The sequence below is a fragment of the Thiocapsa sp. UBA6158 genome (genome assembly GCF_002423035.1).
Taxonomy (GTDB): domain Bacteria; phylum Pseudomonadota; class Gammaproteobacteria; order Chromatiales; family Chromatiaceae; genus Thiocapsa.
Genome location: NZ_DIUM01000135.1, coordinates 1 through 23040, shown reverse-complemented (window position 1 = coordinate 23040; position 23040 = coordinate 1). Strand labels below are relative to the sequence as shown.

Below are 23040 nucleotides of genomic sequence, written 5' to 3'. Positions count from 1 at the left end.
CGCAGTAGATCAGGTTGATGGGGTGAGGATAAGCAATCCACAACCCCCGGCCGTCGAACGACCAGCCGTGCGGATCTGCATCGTCCGGTTTCGGTGCCCGGGTGTCAAGCAGCCGATCGTCCCACTGGCGCGCAACCGGAGCTGCCTGGAGCGCAACCGAAGAATGCATTCGTGTTGATCCCGATCAACTTCCCCGCAAACTCTCCAACACAGCATCTAGTTGGCGTTATAGTCTACACCACAATATATAGTGGCAACGGACAAGAGACGTCTCCATGGGACACCAGCACAACAACCTGTCGACCCTGCCCTTGCGGGTCCGCAAGCGCGACGGTGTCGAGGTGCGTTTCGATGCGGCCAAGATCGAATCGGCGATCCGTCGCGCCGGACAGGCAAGCGGTGAGTTCGGCACGCCCGAGGCGAGTCTACTGACTGCTCAAGTGGTCAAGGTGCTGGCGCATCGCTACGGGGCCGACCGCCTGCCCGATATCGAAGGCATCCAGGATGTCGTCGAGCAGACGCTGATCAGCGCAAACCATTTCGAGACCGCCCGCAGCTACATCGTCTATCGCGAGCAGCACAAGAAGCTGCGCGACGAGCATCGCACACTGGTGGATGTCGGCGGTTCCATCAACGAGTATCTCGACCGCTCGGACTGGCGTGTCGCGGCCAATGCCAATCAGGGCTACTCGCTCGGCGGCCTGATCCTCAACACCTCGGGCAAGATGATCGCCAACTATTGGTTGAGTCACGTTTACCCGCCCGAGATCGGCCAGGCCCATCGCGAAGGCGATATCCATATCCACGATCTAGACATGCTCTCGGGCTACTGCGCCGGCTGGTCGCTGCGCACCCTGCTCAACGAGGGGCTGAACGGGGTTCCGGGCAAGGTCGAGGCGGGTCCACCCAAGCACATGTCCTCGGCGATCGGGCAGATCGTCAACTTTCTCGGCACGCTCCAGAACGAGTGGGCGGGCGCACAGGCGTTTTCGAGCTTCGATACCTACATGGCGCCCTTCGTGCGCGTCGACGGGCTGGACTATCCGCATGTCAAGCAGGCGATCCAGGAGCTGATCTATAACCTGAACGTGCCGTCGCGCTGGGGTTGTCAGTGTGTCGACGAAGAGACCGAGTGTCTGACGGAGAACGGGTGGAAGCGACATGACCAGATCGCCCCGGGCGAGAAGATCGCCACACTCGACTGGCGCACCAATCAGCTCGAATATCTGGAGCCGCTGGCGATCACCGCCTACGATTTCGACGGCGACATGTACGTGCTGCGCAACCGCACGCAGGAGCAATGGGTTACGCCACGCCACAAGATCCTGCGCAAGGTCTTCAACAGCGACGACCGCTGGGTGCTGGAAGACATCGAAACCGTCGCGGAGATGAAGTCCCCGGTCATCATACCGAATGCCTGGGAGACGACATCGACGCTTGAGGTCGACGACAAGCTGGTCATGTTGATGGCCTGGGTGGTGGCCGAGGGCAATTTCGACTTCAGCGACGGTCGCCGCCGGGTTGCCCTCTATCAGTCGACGGGAAACCCTGAAAACGCCGCCGAGATCGAGTGGCTGTTGCACGAACTCGATCTGAGCTGGCATCGCTACGAGCACACAGGGACCTACGCCAATCACCCCGTCTGCCGCTATCGCCTGAACCGCGACGCGAGCAACTTCGTGCTCGGGTATCTCGAGCGCAAGTGTGTCCCCGGATTCATCCGCACCCTGTCGGTCCGCCAGATTCGACTCTTCCTGGACACCTACGTGAAGGGCAACGGCAGCGTCGAGGAGAGCGGACGCGTCCGGATCTACACCAACGACCGGGAGAATCTCGATGCCCTGCAGGAGTTGTGCGCATTGGCCGGCTATGGCAGCACGGTCTACACACGCAAAGACTCCGGCGTGCATGTGCTCAACATCATCCGCAACCGCGACACCTACATCCAGCTCATCGAGCGCAAGCCTTACAAGGGCCGGGTCTGGTGTCCGACCACCCGCAACGGCACCTTCGTGGCACGCCGTCACGGCAAAACCTTCGTCACCGGTAACACACCCTTCACGAATCTGACCTTCGACTGGGTCTGCCCCGAGGATCTGCGCGAGCAGGTACCGGTGATCGCGGGCGTGGAGCAGCCCTTCACCTACGGCGATCTCCAGGCCGAGATGGACCTGATCAATCGGGCCTATATCGAGGTGATGACCGAGGGCGACGCGAAGGGTCGGATCTTCACCTTCCCGATCCCGACCTACAACATCACCTCCGATTTCCCGTGGGACAGCGAGAACGCGGAGCACCTGTTCGAGATGACGGCGAAGTACGGCCTGCCCTACTTCCAGAATTTCCTGAATTCGGAGCTTTCCCCGAACATGGTGCGGTCCATGTGCTGTCGGCTCCAGCTGGACCTGCGTGAGCTGCTCAAGCGCGGCAACGGGCTCTTCGGCTCGGCCGAGCAGACCGGCTCGCTCGGCGTCGTGACCATCAACTGTGCGCGGCTCGGGTACACTCATCGCGGCGACGAGGCCGGGCTGTTGGCGCGGCTCGATACACTCTTGGACCTCTCGCGCAACAGTCTGGAAATCAAGCGCAAGGTCATCCAGCGTCACATGGACGCCGGGCTCTTCCCCTACACCAAGCGGTATCTGGGCACCCTGCGCAACCATTTCTCGACCATCGGCGTGAACGGGGTCAACGAGCTGATCCGCAACTTCACCGACGATGCCGAAGACATCACCACGGCATGGGGCCACGCCATGGCCTGCCGGATCCTCGATCATGTCCGCGCACGGATGGTGGAGTTTCAGGAGTCGACCGGCAGCATGTACAACCTGGAGGCCACGCCGGCGGAGGGCACGACCTATCGCTTCGCCCGCGAGGACAAGAAGCGCTTCCCGGACATCCTCCAAGCCGGCACGCCCGAAACGCCCTACTACACCAACAGCTCCCAGCTGCCGGTGGGCTACACGGACGACCCCTTCGAGGCACTCGCCATGCAGGAGGCGCTGCAGACCAAATACACGGGCGGCACGGTGCTGCACCTTTACATGAACGAGCAGATCTCGACGACCGACGCCTGTAAACGGTTGGTCCGGCGGGCGCTGGAGAACTTCCGTCAGCCCTACATCACGGTCACGCCGGTCTTTTCGATCTGCCCCAAGCACGGCTACATCGCGGGCGAGCACGAATTCTGCCCGGTCTGCGACCGCGAACTGATCGCACGCAAGACCGCAGCGCTTGACGAGACGGCGGCGTAGCTCGAGCACGGGATCACCAAACGCTCGGCCGCTCGACAGACCAACACCACACACCATCATTCGAAACGACATCAGGAGCGAGACCATGACCAACCCAACCATCGAGCTGAAGACCGAAGAACGCACCCGTTGCGAGGTCTGGACCCGCGTCATGGGCTACCACCGCCCGGTCTCGGCCTTCAACGTCGGCAAGCGCGCCGAGCACGCCGAGCGCTGCTACTTCAACGAGGCGCCCACCGGATCGGCGATCCGCCACGAGCGCCGCGCAGCCGCCTAGGTCTTCGAGCCGACTCGAGCCCGTCGACCCGCCGCACCCATGTCTCGACAAATGCCCTTCCCGAGCGATCTCGATCTGCCGATCTCTTCCGACGTCGCAGACTCGGCCGACGCGGGACCATTGCGGATCGGCGGCTTCGTTCCACTCACGACGATCGACTACCCCGGCGAGCTCGCTGCGGTCGTCTTCCTCCAAGGCTGTCCTTGGCGCTGTCGCTACTGCCAGAACGGCGCCTTGATCGACCCGAGCGCCACCCCGGTCATCGCTTGGTCGCAGATCAGCGCATTCCTCGAGCGTCGCCGCGGGCTGCTCGACGCCGTCGTCTTCAGCGGCGGCGAGCCGACCCTCCAGTCCGCACTGCCTGCGGCCATGACCGAGGTTCGGGGGCTCGGGTTCAAGGTCGGTCTGCACACCGCGGGGTCCGTGCCGAAACGTTTGGCACGCCTCTTACCGCTCCTGGATTGGGTGGCCCTCGACATCAAGGCGTTGCCCGAGGGCTATCCGGCCATTACGGGCATTCCGCAATCCGGCGAGGCGGCATGGGAGAGCCTGTCGTTGATCCAAGCCTCGGGTGTTCAGCTGGAGGTCCGCACCACCGTCATGCCGCAGTGGACCGCGCTCGATCTCGCGACGCTCGCCGCCGCGCTCGCCCAACAGGGTGTGCGGCGATATGCCGTTCAGGCCTGCGAGACTCGACACGCCCTGGATCCTCTGCTTAGTCCCTCTGCAATCCCTCTCGCGCAGCTTGCCGGCGCAATCAATCCCGCGTCTTTCGACCGATTCGTCCTGCGTGGACACTGACCTCTCGGGCGAAACCCGCCCGGACCTGTTGCCGACGATCCAGTCAACTTCCGTTTAGGACCCGGAATCGACCCGAGCATGTCCCTGTCGATCCGACGGCTGGTCGGATCATCAATCGGATTTGAGCGGAACCCTACGCCACCCCATCTCATACGGCATGCAACCTGACCAACCCCGACGACAAGACCACACCATGCGCGATATCCTGCTGATCGACAACGGCTCCAAGCGCGCCGATTCCACGCTGAGTCTGAGGCGGATCGCGAGCAGTCTCGCCGAGCGTCTCGGCGAGACCGTCCACCCCGTCTCCCTTCTACACTCGGACCGAATCCCACCGAGCGAACTGCACGGGCAACCCGCCGACACCTTCGAGTCCTTTCTGCGTCGTCGCCTGGACGAGGACGCCCGGCGTTTCTTGATCCTCCCGCTCTTCTTCGGCCCGAGCCGGGCCATCAGCGACTATGTCCCGGAGCGCGTCGCGACCCTGCAGGATGATTTCGGCCCCTTCGAGGTCCGGATTGCGCGAGCACTCTGCCCCTTGCCGGAGGGTGAGCCCGACTTGGTCGAAATCCTTCTGGAGCGGATTCGGGAGAGCGCCGCCGAGCAGGGCGTCGCCCCGCGTCGAATCTTACTGGTCGACCACGGCTCACCCATCCCCGCCGTGACCGAGGTGCGGCGTTGGCTTGCCCGGCAGTTGGCGCGGCGCCTCGCCGACGACTCCGGGCCTCGAGTCGAACTCGGCGAGGCTGTGATGGAGCGGCGTCCCGGAGCGGAGTACGACTTCAATGGAGAACTTCTGGAGGATCGTCTGCGCGCACTCGCTACGCAGGACGTCTCGACCCCGGTCATCCTCTCCATGTTGTTCCTGTCGCCCGGACGACATGCCGGTCCGAGCGGCGATATCGCCGAGATCTGTCACTCGGTCGAGCGCGATCACCCGGGCTTTCGCGTCCATCCGTCCGCGCTGGTCGGCGGTCACCCCCGACTGCTCGATATCCTGACGGCACGGTTGGCCGAGACGGATGCGGCGTCTACGGCTCGGACTGACCACGAAGCCTAGGCTCCGGAGAGGCTGTGGAGGAACAATCCTTGCCGAAGCATCCAAGCGCCCGATACGACGCCCGTCACCGTTCGGGCCCAAGGCATCGACCAAGACGCCCGGATTGGCATCTTTCGGATTGCGGTCCATAGTTCCCGATGAGACAACACTCCAAGGAGCAGCATCGAATGGCCAGATCCGATCGCGCCCGCGACTTCCGCTGGCGTTTCCATCGCCTCGGCGGTTTCGACCAAGTCCGCATCGAAACCGGCGCAGACGTCTGTCATCTCGCCGAGCTGGATCAAAAGCTCTGGGCCGCCTTGAGCTGCCCGACCACCGGACTCGAGCTCGACACCCACACCCTGGCCCTGCTCGACACGGACGAGGACGGACGCATCCGCGTGCCCGAGATCCTGGCCGCGGCCGATTGGACCTGCCGCGCCTTGAAGAACCCGGACGATCTCGTCAAGGGCGAGTCCGTGCTCCCGCTCTCGGTCATCAACACCGAGACGGACGAGGGGCGCCGCGTGCTGGAGTCGGCCCGGAACATCCTCGCCAACCTCGGCAAGCCCGACGCGGTGGTCATCACGGCCGAGGACACCGCCGATACCGGAAAGATCTTCGCCACCGCGCGCTTCAACGGCGACGGTGTCGTCCCCCCCGCTTCGGCGACAGATCCCGAGATCGCCCGCGCCATCGCCGACATCATCACCTGCGTCGGCAGCGTGACCGACCGCAGCGGCGCACAGGGCATCTCCCCCGAGCTGTGCGAGCACTTCTTCACCGAGGCGCGCGCCTATTCCGATTGGTGGGCCGAGGCCGAGGCGGATCCCGCCAATCTGCTCCCGCTCGGCGAGGCGACCGAATCGGCGAGGCACGCCGTCGATGCCGTCAAGGCCAAGATCGACGACTTCTTCACCCGGACCCGACTCGCCGAGTACGACCGCAACGCGGCCGGCGCCTTGAATCCGAGCGAAGCGGCCTATCTGGCGGTCTCCGTGCGAGAACTGTCCGAGGGCACGGACGACATTGCCGCCTTCCCGATCGCCCGGATCGAGGCGAAGCGCGCGCTTCCGCTCGACCAAGGCGTCAATCCGGCGTGGTCGGCGGCACTGCGTGAATTTCGCGACCGTGTCGTCAACACGCTGCTCGGTCCGCACCAGGAGCTGACCGAGACCGAGTGGCTCGATATCCGTCGGCGGTTCGCCGCCAATGCCGCCTGGATGGCCCGCATGCAGGGTGCCGCGGTTGATCCGCTGGGGATCCTGCGAGTGCGCGAGCTGCTCTCCGACGGGACCGAATCGGCGATCCGCATGCTCATCGAGGAGGATCTCAAGCTCGCCGAGGCCGTCGACGCCATCGTCCTGGTGGATCGGCTGGTGCATTACTACCGATACCTCTTTACCCTGCTGAACAACTTCGTCTGTTTGACGGATTTCTACTCGGGCGACAAGAAGGCGATCTTTCAGGCCGGCACACTCTTCCTGGACGGCCGCAGCTGCGAGCTTTGTATTCAGGTCAAGGACATCGACGCACACAGTGCGATGGCCTCGCTCAGCCGCACCTATCTCGCCTACTGCCACTGCGTGCGTCGCGGCGGGACCGAGACCATGAGCATCGTCGCCGCGATGACCGGCGGCCATGCCGACAACCTGATGGTCGGGCGCAACGGCATCTTCTATGACCGACATGGCCGCGACTGGGATGCCACGGTCACGAAGATCGTGGAGCAGCCGATCGGCGTCGGCGAGGCCTTCTGGAGACCCTACAAGCGCATCGCACGGATGGTCTCGGAGCAGATCGAGAAATTCGCCGGCGAGCGCGACAAGGCGGTCGACGAGACCGCCGGCAAGGGCCTTGCCGAGGCCGCAACCGCAGGTCCGGCGGCGGCTCCCGCAGCAAGCGGTTTCGACATCGCCAAGTTCGCCGGTATCTTCGCCGCGCTGGGTCTCGCCGTCGGTGCAATCGGCACCGCCCTGGCGACGGTGCTGGCCAGTCTGCTCAACCTTGCCTGGTGGCAGATCCCGCTCGCCGTGCTCGGGGTGATCCTCGCGATCTCCGGACCCTCGATGCTGCTCGCGTACCTGAAGTTGCGCGCGCGCAATCTCGGGCCGCTCCTGGACGGCAACGGCTGGGCGATCAACAGCTCGGCAAAGATCAACATCCCCTTCGGCGCCAGCCTCACTCGCCTCGCCGAGCGTCCTCGCGGCTCGGAGTATTCACTCATCGATCCCTTCGCCGAGAAGCGCCGTCCCTGGAGACTCTATCTCGTGCTCCTCGTCCTACTCGGTGTACTTCTCTTGCTCTGGCGAGAAGGGCATGTCGCGCGTGGTTGGGCACAGCTTCAGCAGATGTCGGGCGTCGTCGAGGAGACCGCACCTCCCGCCGACGCCACGCAGGAGGCGGCGTCCGGTGCCGAGGAGGCCGTCGTTTCCGAAGAGACGGTCACGACCGAAACGGCAGAGCCGCTTGCCGAGGAGCCCCTGCCCGAACCCGAGCCGGAACTAGAGCCGGAAACCGAACCGACTCCGGCAGATGCCGCGGAACCGCAAGAGACGCCGGACCAGGCATCGGACTGACGCGGGCGACAGTCACTATCGTCCTATTGTCATTCCCCACCTGAGCGACATGGATGCGCGGTACCGAGAACATCCTCGGAGGCCGCGCATCCAGCAACCTCTCATCGATCGACCGAAGCGAAACCGATGATCGCGGCGTCTTCATCCGCGATCTCCGCAAGCACCGGTCCGACCTCACCCCCCATCAGCTTCGACATCAGAGCCATATCCATCGCGGCGAGATAGGTCCGACCGTCGGACTTCTCGTACACGGAGATGGAACATGGCGCCATCACGGACACGAACTTCGAGTCATCATGGGCAAACATCCGCGACGCCAGCTCGGGCGAGCAGAGCTTGATGACCTTCATCCGTCCGGGATCCCGCTGATGATGGGCTACCAGAGACTTCTGAAAGTCGAATGTTTGCGGGACGATCCAACCTCTTGCGTGTGCGTTCTCCACGACCTTCGCCACCGTGGCATCGAAGTCGTAAGGGCTGCGCTGCTCATGGATGAACAATGAGCCCATGGAGCAGCCGGCCAGTAGCATGAGCAGACCGACGCAGGAAACCGACAGACCGTATCGCGTGGACATCGCCGAAACCTCCGCATTGAACTTAGCCCCACTTAAAATATTAGCATATTCTACTATTCTTGCCGGACCACAACACGGCCCTCGCCAAGCCAATCCAGCCGTCGAGCGCACGGCATGTCACCGCAGCTAAACCACGTCCGGCGCAGTTCAAAGGTGTGTGATATCACGCACCGCCTGCAGGATTTGACATGAATCAAGTTTCTCCTCGGAGCCTTTTGCTAGCTTGAGCAGGTCGACTGACCGGTTCGAGATCTCGTTCAATGGCACCGTAGGAGGACACATGAACAAAAGAGCACATCGTCTGACGACCCTCGCCACAGGGGTCATCCTCGGACTCGGGGCCGCAGGCGCCGCCTGGTCCGAAGACACCCTGAAGGACGTCATGGATCGACGCGGCCTGACCGAGAAGGATCTTCTCGCCGCGGCCAAGACCTATGTTCCGACGGGCGGACGCGACGAGTTCGTGGTCTTTGCCTCCGGCGGACAGTCCGGGCAGGTGATCGTCTACGGGATCCCCTCGATGCGGCTGCTGAAATATATCGGCGTCTTCACGCCCGAGCCCTGGCAGGGTTACGGCTTCGACGACGAGTCCAAGGCGGTCCTTGCTCAGGGTCGTACACGCGGAAAGGATCTGGTCTACGGCGACACCCATCACCCCGCGATGTCCGAGACCGACGGCGATTACGACGCTAAATTCGTCTTCATCAACGACAAGGCCAACCCGCGCATCGCGGTGATCGATCTGCACGACTTCGAAACCAAGCAGATCGTCGTCAACCCTTTCTTCAAGTCCTCGCACGGCGGCGCTTTCGTGACGCCGAATACCGAATACGTCATGGAAGCGGCGCAATACGCTGCCCCGCTCCTCGACGACGGTTTCGTGCCGCTGGAGGAGTTCAACGAAAAGTACCGCGGCGGCCTCACCTATTGGAGCTTCAATAAGGAGAAGGGCCGCATCGCGCCCGAAAACTCCTTCACGCTCGAGCTCGGCCCCTACAGTCAGGATCTCTCCGATGCAGGCAAGAAGGACAGTTACGGCTGGGGTTTTACCAACTCATTCTGTACCGAACGCTATGTGGGCGGTATCGAGCGCGGACGCCCGCCCTTCGAGGCCGGGTGCTCCTCCAAGGACACCGACTTCCTGCACGTGACCAATTGGAAGAAGGCCGAGGAACTGGTGAAGGCCGGCAAGGTCAAGCAAGAGAAGGGGATGTACTTCATCCCGATGGAGCAAGCGATCGCCGAGGGCCTGATCTACCTGGTTCCCGAACCCAAGAGTCCACACGGGGTGGACGTCACTCCGGACGGCAAGTTCATCATCGTTGCGGGCAAGCTCGACAGCCATGTCTCGGTCTACAGCTTCGAGAAGATCATGAAGGCCATCGAGGAGGGCAACTTCGAGGGCAAGGATCCCTACGGCGTGCCGATCATTCCGATGCAGGCGGCGCTCCATACTCAGGTGAATCTGGGCCTAGGCCCGCTGCACACACAGTTCGACTCCAAACCCTGCGTCGCCTACACCTCGCTGTATGTGGACTCGCAAGTCGCGAAATACGACTACTGTGAAGGCAAGGTTCTCGACAAGCTGTCGATCCATTACAACATCGGTCACCTCATGACGATGGAGGGCGACACCGTCAACCCGCAGGGCAAGTATCTGGTGGCCCTCAACAAGCTCTCGATCGATCGTCATCAGCCTGTCGGCCCGCTGCATCCGCAGAACCATCAGCTGATCGACATCAGCGGCGACAAGATGCAGCTCCTCTACGACATGCCCTTGCCGCTCGGCGAGCCCCACTATGCAGCCGCGATCCGTGCCGAGAAGCTGCAGCCCGCCGTGCGTTACAAATCGGGTTGGAACAGTCGCACCGATGAAGTGCATCCGAATCGGACCCGTGCCGGCCGCGAGACCACCGAACGGACTTGCGATGCAGACGGCAATTGCACGACGCGCGTGATGGGCACCGTGATTCGCTCGCACATCACACCCGAGATCATCGAGGCAGAGGTCGGCGATCAGATCCATCTGCACCTCACCAACCTCGAGCGTGCCCAGGACCAGGTGCATGGATTCGCCCTCTACGGGCAAAACGTGAACCTCTCGATCGAGCCCGGAAAGACCGCCTCGTTCAGCTTCGTCGCCGACGAGGAAGGCGTCTTCCCCTACTACTGCACGGAGTTCTGCTCCGCGTTGCATCTGGAGATGCAGGGTTATCTCTTGGTCCGTCCGAAGGGCTATCAGGCAACCGAGGTCTCGATGGTCGAAGGGACTCTGTATTCGCAAGCCGACTACGACACCCAGGTCAAGACCAACCTCGAGACCCAAGCAGTCATCGACCAGGTCGTCGCCTACATCACGGCTCGAAACTTCCAGGACTTCCCGATCGCAGTCGCGCTCGTGGAGGATGCGACCGACCAGCTCGGATTCGCACAAGAGTCCAAGAAGAAATCCGAGGATGCCGCCGCCAAGGCCGACTGGCAGAACGCCATGCTCTGGGCCAATCAGTGGTGGCAGTACCAGGTGAAGGCCGCCGACCTGGGCCTGCGTGCGAAGAACCTCCTGGATGAGGAGGGCGCGACGGTCAACAAGTGAAGTCGCGTCATCGACCGGGATCTCGATCCCGGTCGATGACAGCCTCTCGATATCCGCAATCGGCTAATCGCCGGAGAATCCACGATGAACGCCTTGAAGTCCGCTCTCATCTCGATCTCGATCGCCGCGGCGACAACGGCATCCTTGCCCGTTCTCGCGATGGACGGCGCCGAACTCTATGTCACCAAGACCTGTGTCGCCTGTCACGGCAAAGACGCCAACACACCCATCCTGCCCATCTACCCGAAGCTCGCGGGACAAAGTCCGGATTACGCCTACAATCAAATGGTGGACATCAAGAGCGGCGCCCGAAGCAACGGCATGACCGCAGCGATGAAAGGTGTCATGCACCTTGTCGACGAGGCGGAGATGCGAGCCATCGCGAACTGGCTGGGTACGCTGAATTAAACGCGCGTCCCCCAACGTCGCCCATATCATCCGTCGCTTGTACGGGGCTCGTGTCCCCTCGCGGTGCGAGCATGTTCACTTTCAACACACAAGACGTCGAAGCGACTCTTATCGCCTTTCACCGCAATGTGAGTCCTTCAAGCTCGATTCGGAGTATGTCATGAATCAACGTCACCTTTTTCAAGTCGCGATCCTGGCCGCGGCCGTCGGGACAGCCGGAACACTCTCAGCAGAGGATACGAGCGACACCGATCGTGTCCATCGCGCCGAGCCTGTGGATTGGAATCAAGGCGGAGGCGAGCAGGATGCCGCCTTGCATCTCGAACCGGACATCGAGAACGGCATGGATGTCTACGAGGTCTGCGCCGCCTGTCATCTGCCCGAAGGCTGGGGTACGCCTGACGGAACCTTCCCGCAATTAGCCGGCCAGCATCGTGGTGTGCTGATCAAGCAGATGGCGGACATCCGGGCACAGAACCGCGACAACCCGACCATGTATCCCTTCTCGCTCCCGCAATCGATCGGCGATGCACAAGCGCTGGCCGATGTGGTGGCCTATATCGAAAGCCTGCCGATGAACCCGGCGTGGGGCAAAGGGCCTTGGGGTCCCGGAACCGAGGAATATACGCTGGGCGAGCAGCTCTACAAGGACAACTGCGTGAAATGCCACGGCGAGATCGGAATGGGCGACGTGGAGAAATTCTATCCGCGCATCAACGGGCAGCATTACGAATACATGGTTCGCCAGTTCGAATGGATCCGCGACCATAAGCGCCGCAATGCCAATCCGGAGATGGTCGAGCAGATCAAAAACTTCTCCGACAAGGACATGCAGGCGGTCATCAGCTACACCTCTTGGCAGCCGGTGCCCGAGGAGCAGTTGGCCGACTCGGTGGATTGGAAGAACCCTGACTTCGAGTGAGTCGGGCGCAGCCTGACCGGCGTCGCCGGGGCTTCCAGCCCTGATGGTATCAGGCCGAGATGACCTGGCGACGCGGCACGCCCGCCGACTTGGCCGGAGTGACGCACAGGCCCGCGACGCGGATCCTGCCGGCCGGATCGATGCTGAAGGCTCCTCCACGCAACGCACGCGCATGGCCGTATCCATCATGAGCAATCACTCGACTCCATCCTTTTCGGATCAGCGCACGCCGTTGATCTTCGGCTTGAGCCTGATCGGACTGATCCTGCTCGGCGCTATCTATTTCGTTCCCATCTGGTGGGTCTCCTTGACCGCGCCCAATTATCCGCCCGAATCCTTCCCGGACGGCGTGCGCATCCATTTCCACATGAACGGCGTCTTCAATGGCTGCAAAATGGTGGAGAAGTCGGAGATCATCGAAGACGAGGCGCTCAATTGTGTCCACGAGATGGACACCATCAATCACTATGTCGGCATGTATCCCATCTCGGCCGGCGGCGTGGTCGAGCGGGCCTTTGCGCCCTTTCTCCTGTCGATGCTCGGCGTCATGATCATCGGATTCGCAATCCCCGGCTCCAAGACCCGCATGGCGGTCATGGGCGCCGGGTTTGCGCTGATTGTCGGCTGGATGGCGATGACCTTCTACACGGCCGACGGGATGAAGCTCAACAGCCGGGGCTATCTGAGTGCCCTGGCGTTCGCGCTCGATCAAGAGACGGCCACACCCGAAGCCGAAAAGCGCCTGTCGCCGGCCGAGGCGCTGATCGCCCAGATGAAGGCCTCATTGGAGGGTGATGCGGTCACGCAAGCCGATTCGGGTGCTGCGGACATCGACATCGCCGGCGAGCCGGACAAGTCGGTACTGGCTGCAAGCCTGCGTGGTGCCTTCGAGCGCGATCAGGCCAAACAGGCCGCCGGCGAGCGCATGGAGTGGACCGGGAGCGGCCACCAGTTGCTCGCCTGGCACTACGGCAAGAGCCTCGGGCGCTATTTCAACAACCCCGAAGAGATCCGGCCGATGGTCGGCATCATGAGCACGGCCGCGCATGTCGTCTTCTGGGGGATCATCGGCGCCATGCTGCTGTTGCTTTGGGGTGCCCGCCGATCCCAAGGCCCGCTCTACTGGCTCTTGATCATCGCGCCGATGGCCCTGCCGCTGATCTTCATCCTGGACTATTCCGCCTGGCTCTGGTGGTACGGCCACAATATGAACGCGATGGGCGCGTTCACGGTGAAGCCCTTTATGCCAACCGTCTTCGGCGACGGCAAGGTCGCCCAGTTCGGGACCCATTCCTATCCCTACTGGGGCTTCGGGCTGATGCTGCTGCTCTCGGTCGTGCTGGCGGCGGCGAGTCTGCTGCGACGCAAGCAGATCAAGTCCTCGGCATGAGCTCAAGTCCAACCCGGTCCGGCCGGCTTGCATGGGCGGCGTTGCTGCTACTGCCGGCACTGGCCCACGCGGCTTACCCACCTTTTCAGCCACTGGTCGATGCCGCCGAAGCGGGTTCGGTGCTGATGCCCGAGCCCGGCATCTACGCCGGGCCGGTGCGTGTGGACAAGCCGCTGACCATCGACGGTCGCGATCGGGTGACGATCGACGGGGGCGGCAAGGGGACCGTGGTGCTGCTCGAGACCGACGGGGCGACGCTTCGGAACCTGCATCTCACCAACTCGGGCAGCTCGCACAACGATCTGGATTCGGGCGTGCAGGTCCGCGGCAAGTTCAACGTGATCAGCGACAACCGCATCGACAACGCCCTGTTCGGCGTCGACCTGCAGCAGTCCGAGAACAACATCGTGCGGCGCAACCACATCTCCTCCAAGCCGGTCGATCTCGGTGTGCGGGGCGATGCGATCCGGCTTTGGTACAGCTTCAACAACCAGGTGACCGACAACGTCATCCGCGATGCACGCGACACCGTGGTCTGGTACTCGCGCGACAATCTGATCGCCCGCAACGATGCGCGCGGCGGGCGCTATTCGCTGCATTTCATGTACTCCCAGACCAACCGGGTCGAGGGCAACCATTACGAGAACAACACGGTCGGGATCTTCCTGATGTACAGCGACGGCATCGTCGTGCGCAACAACCTGATCGCCAACGCTACCGGCACGACCGGCATCGGGATCGGTTTCAAAGAGACCTCGGACGTCGTCATCGAGGGCAACCGCATCCTCTATTGCGCCGAGGGGTTGTATCTGGATGTCTCGCCCTACCAGCCCGGCAGTATCAATCATTTTCGCGACAATCTGATCGCCTACAACGGCATCGGGATCCGCTTCATCAATGACTGGCAGGGCAACGTCCTGACCGGAAACCGGTTTAAGGGCAACACCACGCAGGTGGTGGTGGAGGGCGGCAAGACCGCCAATCGCAACACCTGGAACGGTAATTACTGGGACGACTACGAGGGCTTCGATCGAAACAACGACGGCATCGGTGATTCCGCGCATCTGATTCAAGCCTTCGCCGATCGGCTCTGGATGGACGTGCCCCCGGCGCAATTCTTCAAGGGCTCGCCGATGCTCGAAGTCATCGATTTCCTCGAGCGACTCGCGCCCTTCACCACCCCGGATCTGCTGGTGCGCGACGAGCATCCGCTGTGGAACGCCGATACCCGGGTCGTGCTCGCCGTGCCCGAAGCCGGATTGGCCGGCGGGTCGGATTGGGAGCTGGATCCGGATGCGGAGCCCGAGGCGCCCGCCCCGGACGTCGAGCCGGGCGGCTATGACGCCTACGAGGCGCTGCGTCGCTCGCTCGGGCGGGATTGAGAGGTCGACCGACGATGAAAGACACATCCACTGCCCAGCCGAAACCCAAGCCGCGGCGCAAGACCAAGAAGCTGCGCGAGCAGGGGCGGCGCGAGTTTCTGCGCAGCACCGCCCTGCTTGTCGGGATGGTCGGGGCCTCGCTCGCCGGACTCATCCCGCTGATCGGCCAGGCCAACGCGCGTCTGCGCCCACCGGGCGCACTCAAGGATCGGCTCGACGAGCAGGAATTTCTCTCCGCCTGCATCAAGTGCGGCCAGTGCGTGCAGGTCTGTCCGGTCGAAGCGATCAAGCTCGCGGACATCACCGACGGTGTCGGGATCGGTGTACCCTACATCGAGGCGCGCGACCAGGCCTGCGACTTCTCCTGCGACGGGCTGCAATGCGTGCTGGCCTGTCCGACCGGTGCACTGACGCACGACATCGACTATCCCGCCGAGACGCGGATGGGATTTGCACGACTCGCCCGGCCCGGCCGCTGTCTCGCCGTGCGCGGTCAACCCTTCAAAGGCGCGGCGCGCGGCACGGATCACCCCGGCCTGCTGCGCTTCGAGGCCGTCGACCGCTGGAATCCGATCCCGCTCGCCGAGCATCCGTTCGACCTGCCGCTGTGCGATCTGTGTGTCCGACTCTGCCCGATCGAGATCCGCATCGCCCAATGCGATGCCGGCACGCCGCCCTCGGGCGATCCCAATCAGTGCCCGCCCTTGCACGCCATCCGGATGCAGCCGATGCCGACCGGTCGCGGCACGATCCCGGTGGTCGAAGACGGCTGTGTCGGATGCGGAGTCTGCGAGATGGTCTGTCCCGCCGAGCCCGCCGCCATCGTCGTGGACATCCACCGGAGCGCCGACTTCCAATGAGCTATTTCGTCGATTCGCTGCGTCAGTTGGCTGGGCTCAAACCGGTCAAGCCCGCACCCGAGCAGATTCCGATTCCGATCCAGCTGATCTATAAAGAGAAGCGCAAGACGCCGCTGACCCGCGAGGCGCTGCGCGCGGCCGAGGACGGTCACGCGCGCAGCCCGAGCCGCCACAAATGGCGCAATCGCCGCTGGATCACTTTGATCGTCGTGAACCTCTTGTTCGTCGTGTCCTATGTGCTCGACGTGCAACTGGTCGAGGGCGCGTTGACCGCCTCGCGCGTCATCGGTTTTCACCTAGCCGATCTGAACTCGGCGCTGCAGGTCACGCTCGCCTACAAGCACATCGTGATCAACCTGCTGATCGGCACACTGACCGTCCTGGTGCTCTGGATCCTGCTCGGCGGGCGCACATTCTGCTCCTGGGTCTGTCCCTATCATCTCGTCGCCGAATGGGCCGAGTCGCTGCATCTGTGGCTCGCCAAGCGCGGCTGGGCGATCGACATCCAGCTCCATCGCTCCGTGCGGGCGGTCTTCTATGTCATCTTCGCCCTGCTTGCACTGTTGACCGGCTACACGGTCTTCGAGACCATCTCGCCGACCGGGATCCTCAGCCGCGCGTTGATCTATGGTCCCGGTCTGGCCCTGCTTTGGATCCTCGCCCTGTTGGCCTTCGAAGTGCTGCTCTCGCGCCGGGCCTGGTGCCGCTATGTCTGCCCGATCGGCATCACCTATGGCCTGGTCGGTGTCGTCTCGCCGTTGCGGGTGCAGTACAACATGCAGAGCTGCCACCACGAGGGCGACTGTCGGAAGATCTGCATGGTGCCGCATGTACTCGATGTCACTATTCGCGGTCGGGCAACCGGGCTCACCACCGACATCGGCGCCGATTGCACCCGCTGCGGTCTCTGCGTCGACATCTGTCCGACCAGCTCGCTGAGCTTCAAATTCAAGGGACTGGAGAAGGCCCTATGATCCGTTTCGAGCAGGTCAGCAAACGCTTTCGTCGCCAGACCGTTCTGAAGGGCATCGACCTCACCATCGAGCGCGGACATCGCGTCGCCCTGGTCGGCTCCAACGGGGCCGGCAAGACCACGCTGATCCGCTGTCTGCTCGGGGAATATGTCTGTCAGGGCAAGGTCCGCGTCGATGATCTGGACCCGCGCGAGCACCGTCGCGAGGTGCTGGGCAAGATCGGCTTCGTGCCGCAACTGCCGCCGCCGCTGAAGATGCCGGTCGGGCAGTTGATCCAGTTCGCTGCCGGGGTCTGCGGTGCAGATCCGCGGCGCATGGAAGCAGTCGCGACACGGCTCGGGCTGAACGCCAAGGCGTTTCGGCACCAGCCCTTCGTCAAGCTCTCGGGCGGCCAGAAACAAAAGCTCTTGATCAGCATCGCCCTGGGTCGGGATACCGAGTTGCTGGTCATGGACGAGCCCGCCGCGAACCTGGATCCCGACGCGCGACACATCTTCTTCGAGCTCCTCGCCGAGCGTCAGGAGAAGGTCGCCATGCTGATCTCCAGTCACCGTCTGGACGAGGTCGCCGCGCTCGTGAACCGGGTCATCGAGATGGATCAGGGCCTGGTGGTCCTCGACGATCGCGTCGCGGACCTGGTCGATCTCACCAGCCGTCTGCGCTGCCGCCTGGTCCTGACCCGTGCCGACGACGCCTTTGCACGGGCGGTCACGCCCTGGGGTCTGCGCAGCCTAGATCAGGGCATCACCTGGGAGGGCTGGGTCGCCGGGGCGGATCGGCTACGATTTTTGGGGCTTCTATCGCGCTATGCGGCGCTGCTTGAGTCCATCCGCTTGGATGCGGCGAGCGAGCCGGAGTTGGCCGAGGTGGCGTATGCGTAAACCGCGTCAGGTGCGGTATGGATCGGCGTCAGCCTGCATCTCAACTCGCGGCATCCAACAGGCGCTGCAGTCGACGCGGTTTGATGATGTTTTCTGTCTTTTTCTGAACCGCGTCCAGCTCGAATCGATTGGGTTGCACCGGTCGGTGACTGTACCGCCAAGCCTCCCTTTCTCAGTCGGGACGCGGTTCAGAACCGGCCTGCTGTTCGCCCTATTGGCGCTCATCCTCTCCGCCTGCGGAGGCGATCCGGGACAAGGGCCTGTCGAGGTGAAATGGGACCGCGACACCTGCGAGCGCTGCCGCATGGTCCTCTCGGATCGATTGCACTCCGCTCAGGTGCGTGTCCCGACACCGGACGGACGCTCACGCGTCTATCGCTTCGACGACATCGGATGCGCCCTGATCTGGCTCGAAGAGCGCGCCGAGCGCGACGACCCCGCCACCGAGATCTGGGTGAACGACTGGCGCACGGGCGACTGGATCGACGCGCGCACCGCGACCTATCTGAGCGGCCAGGTCACGCCGATGGAATACGGACTCGGTGCCCAACCCGAGCCCGCGCCGGACGGGCTCGACTTCGCGCAGGCCAAGGCGCACATCTTCGATGTCGAAGCGCGCTTCAATGTCCACGGCGGACATCTGGATGCCAACCCGGCGTCGCCCGGCGTGCCATCGCCTGAGATCCCGCCGGCAGGTCAAGTGCTGCCGAACGAGCACCCGCATGACCATGCGCATTGAGCTGTTAACGGAGTCCCGAGACCATGCGTGAATTCTGGCTGACCGCCCAAACCGATCTCCTCGAATCGTTTCGGGCCAAGTGGTTCGTTGCCTACACGCTCGTCTTCGGCGGGCTGGTGGTCCTGCTGTTCGCCTTCGGGCTCACCGAGTCGCGGATCATGGGTTTTACCGGGCTGTCCCGCCTGATGGTGACCTATATCCAGCTCGCCATGGCGATCCTGCCGGTCTTCGTGCTCATCACGACGGTCCGCTCGGTGGCCGGCGACCGCGAGGCCGGCGTCTACGAATATCTGCTCTCGCTGCCCATCGGTCTGGCGCCCTGGTACTGGGGCAAGCTCGCCGGGCGCTTCCTGGTCGTCTTCCTACCCGTGTTCCTCGCGATGGTCGGCGCCATCATCTGGGGCTCGGTCAAAGGGGCCGCGGTGCCCTGGGTGCTCTTCATCTGGTACACGACACTTCTGATGGCGCTGGCCTGGTGTTTTCTGGGCATCGGGATGCTGCTCTCCACACTCAGCCGTTCGGCCGATGTCGCCCAGGCGTCCGCCTTCGTGGTCTGGCTGACGCTCCTGCTGTTCCTGGATCTCATCCTGCTCGGCACACTGATCCGCAATCAGATCCCGCCCGAGACGGTCGTCGGCATCGCGCTGGCCAATCCGATGCAGGTGTTCCGCACCGCAGCGATGCTCCTGCTCGATTCACAGCTGGTCATGCTCGGCCCCTCCGCCTACGTCATCCTCGACAACTTCGGGCAGGCCGGATACATGGTCTATGCCATTGTCTACCCGATGCTGGTCGGCACCGTTTGCGCCCTAGGCGGCTACCTGCTCTTCCGTCGGGGCGACCTGCCGTAAGACGATTTCCGTGAGTAGTCAGCCCGACTCCGCATGCCCGAAAGCCGATCCCGATCCGACGACGTCACACCATCACGAGATCGTCATATCCCCCGGACCACAGCGACGCTCCAGCTGCTTGACGATGCGCCGCTGCATTGCCGCTGTGTCGTTCGGCCCAGAGATATAGAAGGGCTTGCCGTCCTTCCCGAAGGTGAAGGACACCGAGCAGGCATCGGCATCGATGTCGCCGAAGATCAACCGGGCAATCCGGTAGTCTGCGTGCGGCTCGAAGCCGAGGTCCTTGGCATAGGCCAATGCCTCTTCGACTAGCTTGCGCGCACAGCTAGGATGCCGGGCCTCGGCCGATTCCGTCGGATTCCCTCGGATGCGGGCCAGGACGGTCGGATACTCGGCCGCATCGACAATCTTGTACAAGGCGTTTTTGGCGCCCAGACAAAACACATCCACCAGGATCCCCGCGACGGCATAGCGCCCATCGGGCAGACTCCGGCTCACCCAGACGGTGCCGATGCCCAGCTCGAAGAGGTTCGACGGGACAAAGACATCCGCGATCGGCGCCCGGCCCGCGTTGGCCCAGACGCGCGCCTGAGACAAGACTCCCGGCAGCCCCGAAGCCGCCGGCTTGGTTTGCCTGCGTTTCAGCTCACGCTTGGCCCGCTTCCTCTGCAATGCCTTTTGATCGAGCGCCATAGAGAGTCCTCGCATGTCTTCGTTGACGGATTATTCACCGGATCTTTCTGTCGTCCGGACAGCGGACAAACGGCTACACGAAGCCGATAATGGTAACCGCAGCCAGGTAGGCATGCTCGCGGACGCGATCCCGATGGTTGAGCAGCATCGCCCCATCGGCCAATCCGAGATCAGCGAAGACAGATCCACGTCAAGCCATGAACTCGCACACGCTTCAACGCCTTTAGCGATTGCCGGCACAGTCATATCTTGGCGGTACCGGACGGATGACGATCAGGTGACCTCGGCATGGCACGCCCCAAGAATTAAGTCCTCATCATCCGCACCTCCGCCGAGATCAAGGCGCCGCTCAAACTCGCCGGGGAGCGCGAGCGTCGCTCGGCATCGTCGATGATCGAGGTGCTGGTTCTAAGGTAAGCTCAAGCCCTCGGCCTGGCTGTCCACGCGTCGAATCAGCCCGAGACCCATTCTTACTCTGCAGGCCATCCTGCTGCCGATCACCGCCTCGCGCACCTCCAACCTGCTGCGCACCATCGCCACGCTCTGCGGCGTGGTGATCGGCGAGGCGAAGTATGACACCTTCATGGCCTCGGTGAAGCTGCCGTGGGCGCGGGTCTGCGCGGTGCTCTGGCGGGCGATCCCCGCCCCCTCACCGACGGGCGTGTGGTGCTGGCGCTGGACGACTCGATCAATCCGAAGACCGGCACCAAGGTGTTTGCCTGCCAGCGCAGCTTCGATCATGCCGCCAAGACCAATCAAAGCGCGTTTCCGTGGGCGCAGACCATCGTCACGCTCGGTCTGCTGAAGGTCATTCACGGGCGCTGGTGCTGCCTGCCGCTGGCCTTCGCCTTTTATCTGCGCAAAGCGACCATGGTGCTACGCAGCGTGCGCATTCGCGGTCGGGCGCTCACGTTCGAGAGCAAGTTCACCCAAGCCGTGCGCCTGATTCAGACCTTTGCCGGGGTCTTTCCGCGGGCGCCGATCCTGCTGGTCACCGACAGCTGGTTCGGCAACAACGGCTTGCTCAAGCCCTTGCGCCGGGCGCTCGGCTCGCGTGCGCATCTGCTCTCGCGTCTGCGCGTGAACGCGGTGCTTCATGACTTGCCGGTGGCCGTGCCGGGACGCGCCGGACGCCCCCGCAAGTACGGTGAGCGCCTTGGCAGTGTCAAGGCCATGCAGACCGCGCTGCGGGCCACCGCGCGGACGTATTCGCTCAACCTCTACGGTCGGGTGCGCGACGTGGTGGCCGCCGAGCAGGTGGTGATGCTCAAGACCCTGCGCTGCCAAGTGCGCGTGGTCTGGGTCTACCGACGCACCCAATGGGTCGCGCCGGTGACCACAGATCTGACCCTGATGGTTTCGCAAATCATTGAAATCTATGGGGCGCACTGGAAAATCGAAGCCGGATTCAGAGAAATCGAGCAGGAGATCGGCAGTGCCCGGACGCAGACCCGCAATCCCGATGCGGTCACCAACCATCTGCACTTCTGTATGGTGGCCACCACCATCACCTGGAGCGACGCGACCAGCTTGGAGCAGGCCCCCGCGTGGCATTATGCCGCCGCGCGTCGGACCGAATATGCCTTCGCCGATGTGCGCCGAGCGCTCGCCCATGATCTCGCCGACGTGGGTTTCGGGGTCGACTGCGACGATCCCCGCCACGGCACCCGAAATCCACTCATCGCCGCAGTCATGGGGCTGGTCGCCTGAGGAAAACGAGAAACTCGGGCTGAAGTACAGCGACGACGATTCCGACGCCGCCTGGCTGGCCAAGCTGCTGCGCCTCGGGCTGTTGCCGGAGGGCTATATCTACCCCAAGGAACAGCGCGCCGTGCGCGATCTGCTGCGCCGGCGCAGTCGCCTGGTCCAACAGCATACGGCCAACGTCCTGGCGGTGCAGAACCTGTTCTCCCGCAACCGCGGGCGCTCGCTGAGTGCCAATGCGATCCGACGCCTGACGCCCGAGACCGTGGGCGAGCTGCTGCCGGATGTACATTTGGCCCTGGCGGTACAGAGCACCCTGCTGGCCATGCGTGGTCAAGAGGCGGCGATCGATCTGTTGGAGCGCGAGGCCTGCGCGCAGGTCAAAAGCCGGCCCGAGTATCGGCATCTCCTCAGCACCAGCGGCATCGGTCAGGTGCTGGGGTTGACGATCCTGTTGGAGACCGGCCCCATCGAGCGCTTTGCCCGCGTCGGCAACGACGCGTCATACAGTCGCCTCGTCGGCAGCGAGCGGCTCTCCAACGGCAAACGCAAGGGCCGGGGCAACACCAAGAGCGGCAACAAATATCTGGCTTGGGCCTATCTGGATGCGGCCAATTTCGCGGTGCGCTACAACCCCGCGATCAAGCGCTACGACCAGCGCAAGCGCGCCAAGACCAATGGCGTGGTCGCCATCAAGACGGTGGCGCACAAGTTGGCACGAGCCTGTTACTACATGCTGCGCGAGGGGACCGACTTTGATGTCAATCGGGCCTTCGCCTGAAAGGTCATGGGCGATGCGCCGATGAGCCAGGATAAGGGGTTGGCGGACAGCCTTCAGATCTGATTGGCCGCCGGCACATCTCCCGCCGACATCGTCAGGGAGCAACGCTTGTGACCGAGACGCCTCCGCCATCGAGCCAGCACGGGGTTGGGCGGTGCCGACATGGCACCGAGCCAGCGATCTGTGATCCCTCGGCCCGGTGGGTGCGGGGCGGAGACGCCTGGATTTTTAGGGATCCGCGCCCCCGCCCCGCACCCACCTCCGTGGTCCACGTGGACCTTGGCGGGGCACCGACGATTTTCTCGGGCTCGCAGGAGCCAGGGGCCGGGTGTCTACT

Annotated in this window: 20 protein-coding genes; 17 read left to right on the top strand and 3 right to left on the bottom strand. The window is 63.3% G+C overall.

Annotated features, from left to right (window positions below; genetic code table 11):
- The first annotated feature begins 275 nt into the window (after window positions 1–275).
- The 5 genes from B4N44_RS17980 (at window position 276) to B4N44_RS17960 (ending at window position 7950) form a co-directional block, all read left to right on the top strand.
- The gene (locus B4N44_RS17980) at window positions 276–3254 is read left to right on the top strand and encodes a ribonucleoside triphosphate reductase (RefSeq protein WP_296703880.1); all 2979 of its coding nucleotides are present in this window, start codon (window positions 276–278) and stop codon (window positions 3252–3254) included.
- A gap of 85 nt (window positions 3255–3339) precedes the next feature.
- The gene (gene nrdD, locus B4N44_RS17975) at window positions 3340–3531 is read left to right on the top strand and encodes an anaerobic ribonucleoside-triphosphate reductase (protein ID WP_296703876.1); all 192 of its coding nucleotides are present in this window, start codon (window positions 3340–3342) and stop codon (window positions 3529–3531) included.
- A 39-nt stretch (window positions 3532–3570) separates the two neighbouring features.
- Complete coding sequence (locus B4N44_RS17970; RefSeq protein WP_296703874.1) at window positions 3571–4332, top strand: anaerobic ribonucleoside-triphosphate reductase activating protein; 762 nt, start codon at window positions 3571–3573, stop codon at window positions 4330–4332.
- Window positions 4333–4525: 193 nt separating this feature from the next.
- Entirely contained in the window at window positions 4526–5392 is an 867-nt protein-coding gene (locus tag B4N44_RS17965; RefSeq protein ID WP_296703872.1) for a sirohydrochlorin chelatase, read from the top strand.
- Window positions 5393–5559: 167 nt separating this feature from the next.
- Window positions 5560–7950, top strand: coding sequence for a hypothetical protein (locus tag B4N44_RS17960; protein ID WP_296703870.1), 2391 nt, complete (start codon window positions 5560–5562; stop codon window positions 7948–7950).
- A gap of 101 nt (window positions 7951–8051) precedes the next feature.
- Here B4N44_RS17960 and B4N44_RS17955 read toward each other — a convergent pair whose 3' ends face one another.
- Complete coding sequence (locus tag B4N44_RS17955; RefSeq protein WP_296703868.1) at window positions 8052–8525, bottom strand: DUF302 domain-containing protein; 474 nt, start codon at window positions 8523–8525, stop codon at window positions 8052–8054.
- A gap of 280 nt (window positions 8526–8805) precedes the next feature.
- On the opposite strand from B4N44_RS17955, the gene nosZ reads away from it, so the two are divergent.
- From nosZ to B4N44_RS17905, 10 genes are all read left to right on the top strand, one after another.
- The gene (gene nosZ, locus B4N44_RS17950) at window positions 8806–11118 is read left to right on the top strand and encodes a Sec-dependent nitrous-oxide reductase (RefSeq protein WP_296703865.1); all 2313 of its coding nucleotides are present in this window, start codon (window positions 8806–8808) and stop codon (window positions 11116–11118) included.
- A gap of 84 nt (window positions 11119–11202) precedes the next feature.
- Window positions 11203–11526 carry a c-type cytochrome gene (locus B4N44_RS17945; RefSeq protein WP_296703862.1) on the top strand — a complete coding sequence of 108 codons (324 nt, stop codon included), beginning with the start codon at window positions 11203–11205 and terminating at the stop codon, window positions 11524–11526.
- A gap of 160 nt (window positions 11527–11686) precedes the next feature.
- Complete coding sequence (locus tag B4N44_RS17940; protein WP_296703859.1) at window positions 11687–12448, top strand: c-type cytochrome; 762 nt, start codon at window positions 11687–11689, stop codon at window positions 12446–12448.
- A gap of 172 nt (window positions 12449–12620) precedes the next feature.
- Window positions 12621–13838 (top strand): hypothetical protein, encoded by a 1218-nt coding sequence (locus tag B4N44_RS17935; protein ID WP_296703856.1) that lies wholly within the window; start codon window positions 12621–12623, stop codon window positions 13836–13838.
- Window positions 13835–15220 (top strand): nitrous oxide reductase family maturation protein NosD, encoded by a 1386-nt coding sequence (nosD, locus tag B4N44_RS17930; protein ID WP_296703853.1) that lies wholly within the window; start codon window positions 13835–13837, stop codon window positions 15218–15220. Before B4N44_RS17935 ends, nosD begins: the two co-directional genes overlap by 4 nt.
- Window positions 15221–15234: 14 nt before the next feature.
- Window positions 15235–16080 (top strand): 4Fe-4S binding protein, encoded by an 846-nt coding sequence (locus B4N44_RS17925; RefSeq protein ID WP_296703851.1) that lies wholly within the window; start codon window positions 15235–15237, stop codon window positions 16078–16080.
- A complete protein-coding gene (locus tag B4N44_RS17920) occupies window positions 16077–17054 on the top strand; it encodes a NapH/MauN family ferredoxin-type protein (protein ID WP_296703849.1) in 978 nt (325 codons plus the stop codon). The genes B4N44_RS17925 and B4N44_RS17920 overlap by 4 nt, the downstream gene beginning before the upstream one ends.
- Complete coding sequence (locus B4N44_RS17915) at window positions 17051–17935, top strand: ABC transporter ATP-binding protein (RefSeq protein ID WP_296703847.1); 885 nt, start codon at window positions 17051–17053, stop codon at window positions 17933–17935. The genes B4N44_RS17920 and B4N44_RS17915 overlap by 4 nt, the downstream gene beginning before the upstream one ends.
- A gap of 145 nt (window positions 17936–18080) precedes the next feature.
- Window positions 18081–18674, top strand: coding sequence for a nitrous oxide reductase accessory protein NosL (locus B4N44_RS17910; RefSeq protein ID WP_296703844.1), 594 nt, complete (start codon window positions 18081–18083; stop codon window positions 18672–18674).
- A gap of 23 nt (window positions 18675–18697) precedes the next feature.
- Entirely contained in the window at window positions 18698–19525 is an 828-nt protein-coding gene (locus tag B4N44_RS17905; RefSeq protein ID WP_296703841.1) for an ABC transporter permease, read from the top strand.
- A 72-nt stretch (window positions 19526–19597) separates the two neighbouring features.
- Here the strand turns inward: B4N44_RS17905 and B4N44_RS17900 are convergent, their stop codons facing one another.
- Together B4N44_RS17900 and B4N44_RS17895 are read right to left on the bottom strand one after the other, a co-directional pair.
- A complete protein-coding gene (locus tag B4N44_RS17900) occupies window positions 19598–20218 on the bottom strand; it encodes a hypothetical protein (protein ID WP_296703837.1) in 621 nt (206 codons plus the stop codon).
- A 408-nt stretch (window positions 20219–20626) separates the two neighbouring features.
- Window positions 20627–20803, bottom strand: coding sequence for a hypothetical protein (locus tag B4N44_RS17895; protein ID WP_296703835.1), 177 nt, complete (start codon window positions 20801–20803; stop codon window positions 20627–20629).
- Window positions 20804–20821: 18 nt separating this feature from the next.
- Here B4N44_RS17895 and B4N44_RS17890 point away from each other — a divergent pair, with 18 nt between their 5' ends.
- Together B4N44_RS17890 and B4N44_RS17885 are read left to right on the top strand one after the other, a co-directional pair.
- Window positions 20822–21928, top strand: coding sequence for an IS701 family transposase (locus tag B4N44_RS17890; RefSeq protein ID WP_296703832.1), 1107 nt, complete (start codon window positions 20822–20824; stop codon window positions 21926–21928).
- Window positions 21831–22703 (top strand): transposase, encoded by an 873-nt coding sequence (locus B4N44_RS17885; protein ID WP_296703829.1) that lies wholly within the window; start codon window positions 21831–21833, stop codon window positions 22701–22703. The genes B4N44_RS17890 and B4N44_RS17885 overlap by 98 nt, the downstream gene beginning before the upstream one ends.
- The last annotated feature ends 337 nt before the right edge of the window (window positions 22704–23040 follow it).

Coding starts and splice junctions, on each gene's coding strand:
- B4N44_RS17980 (WP_296703880.1), top strand. CDS start 276: ATGGGACACCAGCACAACAACCTGTCGACCCTGCCCTTGCGGGTCCGC.
- nrdD (WP_296703876.1), top strand. CDS start 3,340: ATGACCAACCCAACCATCGAGCTGAAGACCGAAGAACGCACCCGTTGC.
- B4N44_RS17970 (WP_296703874.1), top strand. CDS start 3,571: ATGTCTCGACAAATGCCCTTCCCGAGCGATCTCGATCTGCCGATCTCT.
- B4N44_RS17965 (WP_296703872.1), top strand. CDS start 4,526: ATGCGCGATATCCTGCTGATCGACAACGGCTCCAAGCGCGCCGATTCC.
- B4N44_RS17960 (WP_296703870.1), top strand. CDS start 5,560: ATGGCCAGATCCGATCGCGCCCGCGACTTCCGCTGGCGTTTCCATCGC.
- B4N44_RS17955 (WP_296703868.1), bottom strand. CDS start 8,525: ATGTCCACGCGATACGGTCTGTCGGTTTCCTGCGTCGGTCTGCTCATG.
- nosZ (WP_296703865.1), top strand. CDS start 8,806: ATGAACAAAAGAGCACATCGTCTGACGACCCTCGCCACAGGGGTCATC.
- B4N44_RS17945 (WP_296703862.1), top strand. CDS start 11,203: ATGAACGCCTTGAAGTCCGCTCTCATCTCGATCTCGATCGCCGCGGCG.
- B4N44_RS17940 (WP_296703859.1), top strand. CDS start 11,687: ATGAATCAACGTCACCTTTTTCAAGTCGCGATCCTGGCCGCGGCCGTC.
- B4N44_RS17935 (WP_296703856.1), top strand. CDS start 12,621: ATGGCCGTATCCATCATGAGCAATCACTCGACTCCATCCTTTTCGGAT.
- nosD (WP_296703853.1), top strand. CDS start 13,835: ATGAGCTCAAGTCCAACCCGGTCCGGCCGGCTTGCATGGGCGGCGTTG.
- B4N44_RS17925 (WP_296703851.1), top strand. CDS start 15,235: ATGAAAGACACATCCACTGCCCAGCCGAAACCCAAGCCGCGGCGCAAG.
- B4N44_RS17920 (WP_296703849.1), top strand. CDS start 16,077: ATGAGCTATTTCGTCGATTCGCTGCGTCAGTTGGCTGGGCTCAAACCG.
- B4N44_RS17915 (WP_296703847.1), top strand. CDS start 17,051: ATGATCCGTTTCGAGCAGGTCAGCAAACGCTTTCGTCGCCAGACCGTT.
- B4N44_RS17905 (WP_296703841.1), top strand. CDS start 18,698: ATGCGTGAATTCTGGCTGACCGCCCAAACCGATCTCCTCGAATCGTTT.
- B4N44_RS17900 (WP_296703837.1), bottom strand. CDS start 20,218: ATGGCGCTCGATCAAAAGGCATTGCAGAGGAAGCGGGCCAAGCGTGAG.
- B4N44_RS17895 (WP_296703835.1), bottom strand. CDS start 20,803: ATGAAGGTGTCATACTTCGCCTCGCCGATCACCACGCCGCAGAGCGTG.
- B4N44_RS17885 (WP_296703829.1), top strand. CDS start 21,831: ATGATCTCGCCGACGTGGGTTTCGGGGTCGACTGCGACGATCCCCGCC.